The organism is Paenibacillus sp. AR247 (assembly GCF_002968895.1).
Lineage (GTDB): Bacteria > Bacillota > Bacilli > Paenibacillales > Paenibacillaceae > Paenibacillus_AQ > Paenibacillus_AQ favisporus.
The window spans coordinates 1-6,724 of the sequence record NZ_PCZT01000046.1 but is presented as its reverse complement, the minus strand read 5'-3'; the positions used below and the strand labels follow the sequence as shown (position 1 = coordinate 6,724).

The following is a 6,724-nucleotide window of genomic DNA, read 5'->3' as shown; positions in this document are numbered from 1 at the left end:
CAGACAGGTCGGTTACGAGCATGCGATTTCCTTCGGCAGGGTGTTTAAGAAAACGGTTGGCGTGTCGCCCAGGGACTACCGAAAGCTGATGCAGCCGTCCCGCATACCGGAGGAGGTATGAAGATGCTGAAAGCTCCCGCAGGTCTCATTTTCCGAAGACAGTCCGACCTTTCGTATGCCCCCAGAAAAAGGTATGTCCTATACAAAAATCCAGGCAGATGCGCAAATCTGCTTTTTTGTTACTCCGCTGAAACGTGTAAATTGCCCGTTCTATTGCGCAGCGCTATAACTTAAGCTGCAGGCCAAAAAAAATGCGAGGTGTCTTATGAGAGGGAAAGGATTGCGTTTCACGCTGGCTGTGGCGCTGATCGCCGGGATGCTGGCAGGCTGTTCGCAAGGGGGAAACAAAGAAGGAAGCTCTTCCGCAACGGCTTCAGATCATAGCGGGAAGACGGAACAGGTCACGCTCAAGGTTGGATTTTTGACAGGGGCAATGCGCCAGCAGGTTATACGGCAACCGAAAATTATTGGACCGATTACGTTCNGAAAAACTTCGGCGACCCGAATAACATTAAAGTCGAATTCGTGCCGATTCCGCGCACCGACGCCAGCGACAAAGTCAATGTGATGATGTCGAGCGGCGATGCCCCGGATGTCGTATTCGCCAACACAAGCCCCCTCACCGCTTATGGATATGCCAAAGACGGAGGGCTGCTGCCTCTTGACGACCTGATTGAGCAGTACGGGCCGAACCTGAAAAAATATTTAGGTCCTGCGCTGGACAGCGGCAAAGTGGACGGCGTCCAATATTCGATTCCAGGAAGGCGCGTGAACACCGGCAAATACGAGAACCTCATCCGCCAAGACTGGCTGGACAAGCTGGGGCTTCCGATGCCGAAGACGACGGAAGAAGTCTACCAGACCTTGAAAGCCTTTAAGGAGAAGGACCCCGGGCAGACGGGTGGCAGCGTCATTCCTCTCGGTTTCTCGCTGACTCCCGCTTCCATCGAACCGATCGTCTGGTCCTTCATCGAGGACGGTCTGACGGATGAGCAGCGCTATACACTGTCGGAGAGCCTTGGCTATCCTCTCCTTCTCCCCGGGCACAAGGAAGCGGTCCGGTTCCTGAACAAGCTGTACAACGAGGGACTGATGAGCCCTGATTTCTCCCTCGACAAGGACGAGAAGCAGGTATACCAGGACGTCATGACCGGCAAAGTCGGCATGTACAGCGACAACCTCGGCAATAGCTTCAATGCGACCCCGGGCATCGCCAAAGTACTGACGCAGAACGTTCCCGGCGCCAAGCTGGTTCCGACCGATCCATACACAAACAACGCGGGCAAGCATCTCAAACCCGAATACGATCCGACCGGCTTCTTCCTCATGGTGCCCGCAGCGAGTAAACGCGGCGTGGAGGCGATCAAATACTTGGACTGGATGGCGCAGCCGGACGTGCTGAATACGATCATGAACGGAATCGAAGGCGAGGATTACACGCTGACGGACGGCGTGCCGTACCGCATCGAATCGGAAGAAACGAGCAAACGGATGTTCAATGCCAACGATATCGCCATGATTACGCAGGGCCAGGATTTCGGCAGCGACGAGAAGAATTGGGCGGCAGCGGCAGCGGCGGTACCTAAGGAATTCCGGGATTATGTCGTGGACGCCTACAAAATGTCGATGACGGATACGATCCGTTATGCGAACTTCACGTCGCCGATCGAGGCTGAAAACAAGTACATCCCTACGCTGCAGGATAAGTACGACGAACTTATCGTCAAAAGCATCATGACCAAACCGGGCGATTTCGATAAGACTTACGACGATCTGCTTAAGGACTATATGGCAAGCGGAGGCGACACCATCAAGCAGGAACGGACCGAAGCTTACGCAGCCATGAAAAAATAATGCAGGACGGGAGGGTGCCGAAATGAAAAGCTTAAGACTCTATCTCTATCGTAACTGGCAGCTGTACGCTCTGTTGATTTTGCCCCTCGCCTTCTTCCTGGTCTTTAAGTACGGCCCGATGTACGGTATTCTGATCGCCTTCCAGGACTACAATCTGTTCAAAGGGGTGACGGGCAGCGAATGGGTCGGACTGGACGTGTTCCGGGAAGTGTTCGGGATGAGCGGCTTCTATGAAGCGCTTAGAAATACGTTCATGCTCAACCTGCTCGATCTGCTCGTCTCCTTCCCCGCCCCGATCGTGCTCGCGCTTATGCTGAACGAGCTGGCCGAACGGCGGTTCAAGAAATTTGCACAGACGGTTCTGTACTTACCCCACTTTCTGTCCTGGGTTATTATCGGAGGCATCATGTTCCAGGTATTTGCTACGAAAACGGGCATCGTCAATCTGCTGCTCGGCCGGTTCGGCATCGATCCGGTTCCGTTCCTGACAGACAAGTACGCCTGGCTCGTTACTTATTTGGCCGTCGGCGTCTGGCAAAGCGCGGGCTGGGGAACGATCATCTACCTAGCCGCCATAACAGGCGTTAATTCCGAACTGTACGAAGCTGCCTCCGTCGACGGAGCGGGAAGGCTGCGCCGCATGTGGTCGGTGACGCTTCCGGGCATCCGGCCGACGATCGTCATGCTGCTCATTCTGAAGATCGGTGAAATCGTCCAGATCGGCTTTGACCGGCCTTACGTACTCGGCAATGTCAGCGTCCGCGATTTCTCCGAGGTCATCAGCACTTTCGTCTACAAGACAGGGATACAGACGGCTCAGTATTCGATTGCGACCGCCGTCGGTCTGTTCCAGGCTGTCGTCGGGATCGTATTGCTGCTTATGGCGAACGCGATCGCCAAAAAAATAACCGATAACGGAGTGCTGTAAATGATGGCAGATAACGGCGGACGGATGATGGCCCGAAGAAGAACGCCTTTTGAGTATATCAACGTCATTTTGATTATCGTGATGGTTATCTTGTGCCTGGCTCCCCTGCTGCATATCGCTTCCATGTCGCTCAGCTCCAACCGGGCGATTCTCTCGGGCGAAGTGAGTGTGCTTCCCAGAGGCATCAATTTGGAGGCTTACCGGAAGGTGTTCCAGGACAATTCCATGCTGAAGTCGCTCGGGCTGACGGTGCTCCTGACGGCAGGCTATACCTTCCTGGCCATGCTGATGACGATCGCGGCGGCCTATCCGCTTTCCAAGCGGCTGAAAGGAAGATCCGTCTTCATGTTCCTTATCCTGTTTACGATGTTCTTCAGCGGCGGCACGATCCCCGATTACCTGCTGATCCGGGGACTTCACCTGACCAATCATATCGGCTCGCTGATTCTGCCGGCCCTGATCAACCCATTTTTTCTTCTCATCCTCATTTCATTCATCCGGTCGCTTCCGCCAGGCTTATCCGAAGCGGCCGAGATAGACGGATGCAGTCCGATGCGCACGCTGACGCGAATCGTGCTGCCGCTGTCGATGCCGGCGATCGCTACTCTCAGCTTGTTCTACGCGGTAGGACGGTGGAACGGCTTCATGGATGCGCTTATGTATATTACCAATCCGAAGCTGTATCCGATCCAGTTGAAACTGTACCAAGTCATCGTAAACAGCATGACCAACGACCCGCTGTCGATGCAGGGCGACCAGCTGGTGTCGATCATGCCGGAGAGCATCAAGGCGGCGAGCATCATGTTCGCCACGGTACCGATTCTGATCGTCTATCCCTGGCTGCAGAAATATTTTATCTCAGGCGTCATGCTGGGATCCATAAAGGAGTAGGTAACGGAGATGGACAAAGGCGATTATTCATACTCAACCTGTTGGAACATCAAAAATCACAAAGACGGACGAGCCATGATCGAAGAAATCAAAGGACTCGGATTCGGCAGCGTCGAGCTGAATTATAACGTGACGCAGGGGCATCTCGCAACAATTGAACCGATGATTGAGCGCGGCGAGATCCGCATCTCCAGCGTGCATCACGCGTTTCCTTTTGTCGACGACAAGGAATACGATACGGATTCCGTCATGCTCGGCTACGAGGACGAATCGAAACGCAGACGCGCGGTGGAGCTGCTGGAGCAGTCCGTCGAATACGCCGTCCGTTACGGGGCAGGTGCGGTCGTCGTCCATCCCGGCGAGGTACCGTTTCCGGTTAACGTCGACGCTCAGCTGAAGCGAATTTACCGTGATAACGGCCCGGAATCCATGGAGTATCGCGATCTGTGGGAGCAGATGGCCAAGCGGCGGGAAGCTGAAGCTCCGGCTTATCTGAAACGGATCCGGCGCAGCCTGGAGGAGATCAGCGATTATATCGCCCGGAAGGGCTACCGCGTCGCCGTCGGCATCGAAACCCGGGCCCGCTGCAACCAGATTCCGACGCTCCGGGAAGCGGGCGAGCTTATCGCCGGTCTGAAAGGCAGCCCGGTCGGTCTGTGGTATGACATCGGGCACGCCATGATGATGGACCGGATGGGGCTGTACGACAACCTGAAGGATTTGCCAGCGGTCAGCCCTTATATCGTAGGCGTCCACATCCATGAGACGATCGGGCTCTCGGATCATTGGTGCCCTTACGTTCACAGCAAGGATGATGTATTCTTCGATCATTTTCTGGAAATCATCGATCGTTCGCCAATCAAAGTTTATGAGCTGAAATCGCAATGCCTGCCCGAAGAAATCGACAAAAGTCACGCCTTGATCACATCCAAAATCGCTTCAATGAAAGGATGAACCTTATGAACTACGAATGGATTGCAAAATACGCCCCGTATATTTACTTTGACGACAATGAGCCGTTCTTTCCCGTCCGCGTCGGCATTACCGTGCTGGAGCAAGCCGGTCCGTCTCCTTCGACGCGGAGAACGTTCGACTTTAACGATCCCAAGGTCAAAGCCATCATCGAATACGCGATTTACTGGGATTACGATATCCAGCATCTGTACGAGCTCGAGCATGTGTGGGTCTACGTTGGTCGTGACGGTGAAGTCGTAGACTGCGACGCCAGCTTCCATGGCAGACATTTCAAAGGACTGCTCCATGATCGCAGCAATCTCGTTGACGGCACCCATGTCAAGCTGTATTCCCAGCCCGGCAAGCATGCCTTCCTGCCGCAGCCCGAAATGTTCTATCTGCTGCCGGATCTGATGACCAGCACGGACGAAACCGCCGGCCGGCGCGGGCTGCTCATTACCGGCCCGTTCGACGGTGTCTACACGACCGATGATGAGACGGACCGCCTGGTGGAACGGTATTTGAAGACACGCCGCTTCAAGCCGGCCATGACGTTTACGGAATACCGGATCGATCCGTCCCTGTATGTCACCTGGCCGGAGCTGCACGCGGAAGTACCCTTGCGGATTAAGGATAGACTCGCCGAGATCAAAGAGCTTCTAGGAGGGAACAACGAATGACGGATCAAGTTAAGGTTGGGATTATAGGCTGCGGCTCGATCGCCAATGGCAAGCATCTGCCTTCGCTCAGTAAACTGGAGCAGGTCGAGCTGGTCGCCTTCTGCGATATCGTACAAGAACGGGCGGTGCAGGCTAAGAAAAATTCGGAGCCGCCGATGCGACGGTTTACGCGGACTACCGTGAGCTGCTGGCCGATCCGTCCATCGACGTCGTCCATGTCTGCACACCGAACGACGCCCATGCCGAGGTATCCATCGCTGCGCTGGAAGCAGGCAAGCATGTCATGTGCGAAAAGCCGATAGCAAAGACGGCGGCCGATGCCAGACGCATGGCGGAGACCGCACAACGGACGGGCAAAAAGCTGACGATCGGCTACAACAACCGATTCCGTCCCGACAGCCTGTTCATGAAGCAAATGTGCGAGAATGGCGAGCTTGGCGAAATTTACTTTGCCAAAGCGCATGCGCTCCGCAGACGGGGCGTACCGACCTGGGGCGTCTTCCTCGACAAGGACAAGCAGGGCGGCGGGCCGCTTATCGACATCGGTACGCATGCGCTCGACCTGACGCTGTGGCTCATGAACAATTACGAGCCGCGTGTCGTGCTGGGCACCGCCTATCACAAGCTGTCGCAGCGCAAGCAGGCAGCGAATGCAGGCGGCGCCTGGGACCCGGACAAGTTCACGGTCGAGGACTCGGCCTTCGGCATGATCGTGATGAAAAACGGCGCGACGGTCATGCTGGAATCCAGCTGGGCGCTGAACATGCTCGATACGCGGGAAGCGATCTACACGCTGTGTGGAACGGAAGGCGGAGCCGACGTGAAGGAAACGCTGCGCATTAACGGTGAGAAGTACGGGCGGCTGTACGCGAACGACATTCAATTCAACGTCAAGGGTGCGGACTTCTTCGAGGGCCGGAAGGAAAGCATGCACGACAAGGAAATTCGACTTTGGATCGAAGCCGTCATAAACGACACGCAGCCCGTGGTTCGTCCGGTGCAGGCTTGCGTCGTATCCGAAATTATCGAAGCTCTCTACGAATCGAACCGGACCGGAAAAGCCGTCTATTTCGATTGACCCGGCAGACTGGAGGAATAAAGACATGATTAATGTCGCCATCTTGAGTTTCTGGCATGTCCATGCCAAGGATTACGTGCTTCAGGCGCAGCAGCATCCTGACTTATCCATCAAGGCGGTATGGGACGAGGATCCGGGGCGGGGCCGGGCGAAGGCGGAAGAGCTCGGTGTTCCATTTTACAGGGAGCTGCCCGTGCTGCTGGCCGAACCGGGCATCGATGCCGTAATAGTAACCGCGCCGACGACGATGCACCGCGAGATTATGATCGCGGCGGCGAA

General features: G+C 55.4%; 6 protein-coding genes and 1 pseudogene. All 7 read left to right on the top strand.

Features of this window, described 5'->3' with window-relative positions:
• Positions 1-477 precede the first annotated feature (477 nt).
• Positions 478-1,914, top strand: coding sequence for an extracellular solute-binding protein (locus CPT76_RS35580; RefSeq protein ID WP_105446237.1), 1,437 nt, complete (start codon positions 478-480; stop codon positions 1,912-1,914).
• A 22-nt stretch (positions 1,915-1,936) separates the two neighbouring features.
• Positions 1,937-2,842: an ABC transporter permease gene (locus tag CPT76_RS35575; RefSeq protein WP_105446236.1), complete on the top strand. Its 906-nt coding sequence runs from the start codon at positions 1,937-1,939 to the stop codon at positions 2,840-2,842.
• A 24-nt stretch (positions 2,843-2,866) separates the two neighbouring features.
• Positions 2,867-3,733, top strand: a complete 867-nt coding sequence (locus tag CPT76_RS35570; protein ID WP_374954766.1) for a carbohydrate ABC transporter permease — start codon at positions 2,867-2,869, stop codon at positions 3,731-3,733.
• 9 nt (positions 3,734-3,742) lie between these two features.
• The gene (locus CPT76_RS35565; protein WP_105446235.1) at positions 3,743-4,687 is read left to right on the top strand and encodes a sugar phosphate isomerase/epimerase family protein; all 945 of its coding nucleotides are present in this window, start codon (positions 3,743-3,745) and stop codon (positions 4,685-4,687) included.
• A 5-nt stretch (positions 4,688-4,692) separates the two neighbouring features.
• The gene (locus CPT76_RS35560) at positions 4,693-5,367 is read left to right on the top strand and encodes a hypothetical protein (RefSeq protein WP_308737735.1); all 675 of its coding nucleotides are present in this window, start codon (positions 4,693-4,695) and stop codon (positions 5,365-5,367) included.
• Positions 5,364-6,445 (top strand): annotated as a pseudogene (locus tag CPT76_RS35555) (Gfo/Idh/MocA family protein). The gene CPT76_RS35560 and the pseudogene CPT76_RS35555 overlap by 4 nt, the downstream one beginning before the upstream one ends.
• Positions 6,446-6,470: 25 nt before the next feature.
• Positions 6,471-6,724, top strand: a 254-nt coding sequence (locus CPT76_RS35550) for a Gfo/Idh/MocA family oxidoreductase (protein WP_181153255.1), incomplete at its 3' end; no start/stop codon positions are given.